The following is a 1,591-nucleotide window of genomic DNA, read 5'->3' on the forward strand; positions in this document are numbered from 1 at the left end:
GGTCAACTTGCGGCCCGCTTCGAAACTTGTCGATTGGTTGTAACGTCTGCCACACGTTCCAGCCCGCTGGGTCGCCGAGCTCACCCCGCAACGGCGAGCCCGCCCACGGCGATCAGCCGGAGCGCCACCACCGTTGCCGGCCCAGTCCCAGCGTGACCTACCCCCTTGTTGCTTCTGCGAATGTCATCGCCGCCGACCGCTGCTCCTTCGGAGGTTTCCCGATGGATCGTCGTACTCTCCTGCGCGCCACCGTCGCCGGTGGGGCCGCCGCCTTCTCCGGCAGCCTCTGGGCCGGCGCCGCCCTGGCCGCCCCCGCCCAGCCCGGCGCCAGCCCCTACGGCCCGCTCCAGCCGGCCGACGCGCGGGGCATCCAGCTCCCCGCCGGCTTCACCAGCCGGATCATCGCCCGGTCCCGGCAGACCGTCGCCGGTACCTCGTACACCTGGCACGACGCGCCCGACGGCGGCGCCTGCTTCGCCGCCGGCACCGGCTGGATCTACGTCTCCAACTCCGAAATCTCCACCACCGGCGGTGCGTCCGCGGTGCGGTTCACCGCCGACGGCAGCATCGCCTCGGCGTACCGCATCCTGGCCAACACCAACCGCAACTGCGCGGGCGGCGCCACCCCGTGGGGGACCTGGCTCTCCGGCGAGGAGGTCAGCCGCGGCTACGTGTACGAGACGTACCCGCAGGGCGGTAAGGCCGGGGTCCGGCGAGCTGCGATGGGGCGGTTCACCCACGAGGCCGCCGCCTGCGACCCGGACCGCCGGGTGATCTACCTGACCGAGGACGAGAGCAGCGGCTGCTTCTACCGCTTCCGTCCGACCACCTGGGGCGACCTCTCCACCGGCACCCTGGAGGTGCTGGTCGCCGGCACCGCCACCAGCGGCCCGGTGACCTGGGCGCGGGTGCCCGACCCGGACGGCTCGCCCACCTACACCCGCAACCAGGTCTCCGGCGCGAAGAAGTTCAACGGTGGCGAGGGCTGCTGGTACGCCGACGGGACCTGCTGGTTCACCACCAAGGGCGACAACCGGGTCTGGGCGTACGACGCGATCAACCAGCGCATCAACCTGGCGTACGACGACTCCCTGGTCTCCGGGACGCCCCCGCTGACCGGGGTGGACAACATCACCGGCACCCGCTCCGGCGACCTCTTCGTCGCCGAGGACGGCGGAAACATGGAAATCAACATCATCACGCCGGACGAGGTGGTGGCGCCGTTCCTGCGGATCACCGGCCAGTCGTCGTCGGAGATCTGCGGGCCGGCGTTCTCACCGGACGGCACCCGGTTCTACTTCTCGTCGCAGCGCGGCACCTCCGGCTCCTCCTCCGGCGGCATCACCTACGAGGTGCGCGGCCCGTTCCGCGCCTGAGGCGAAAACATCACCCTGTCGCTCTCTCACGATACGGGCGAGCCGCGAAGAGCAGCCGGGCCAGCCGGCCGCTGAATGCTCTGACTCCGACTGGGCGAGGTTGGCTGGCCCAGCCCGCACCCGAGTTCATCCAGTTCGCACCAACTGCTAGCCCCGCAGCCGGGCGTGCTCATAAGGAAACCGCCACATTGGTTTGACCAACAGGAACAGGACCG

General features: G+C 70.4%; 1 protein-coding gene. It reads left to right on the forward strand.

Annotated elements, in window-relative coordinates; all coding sequences use genetic code 11:
- The first annotated feature begins 221 nt into the window (after positions 1–221).
- Positions 222–1,376, forward strand: a complete 1,155-nt coding sequence (locus tag ACVCAH_RS37815) for an alkaline phosphatase PhoX (RefSeq protein ID WP_447140999.1) — start codon at positions 222–224, stop codon at positions 1,374–1,376.
- Positions 1,377–1,591 lie beyond the last annotated feature (215 nt).

Source organism: Micromonospora sp. LZ34 (assembly GCF_052981855.1).

Coding starts and splice junctions, on each gene's coding strand:
- ACVCAH_RS37815 (WP_447140999.1), top strand. CDS start 222: ATGGATCGTCGTACTCTCCTGCGCGCCACCGTCGCCGGTGGGGCCGCC.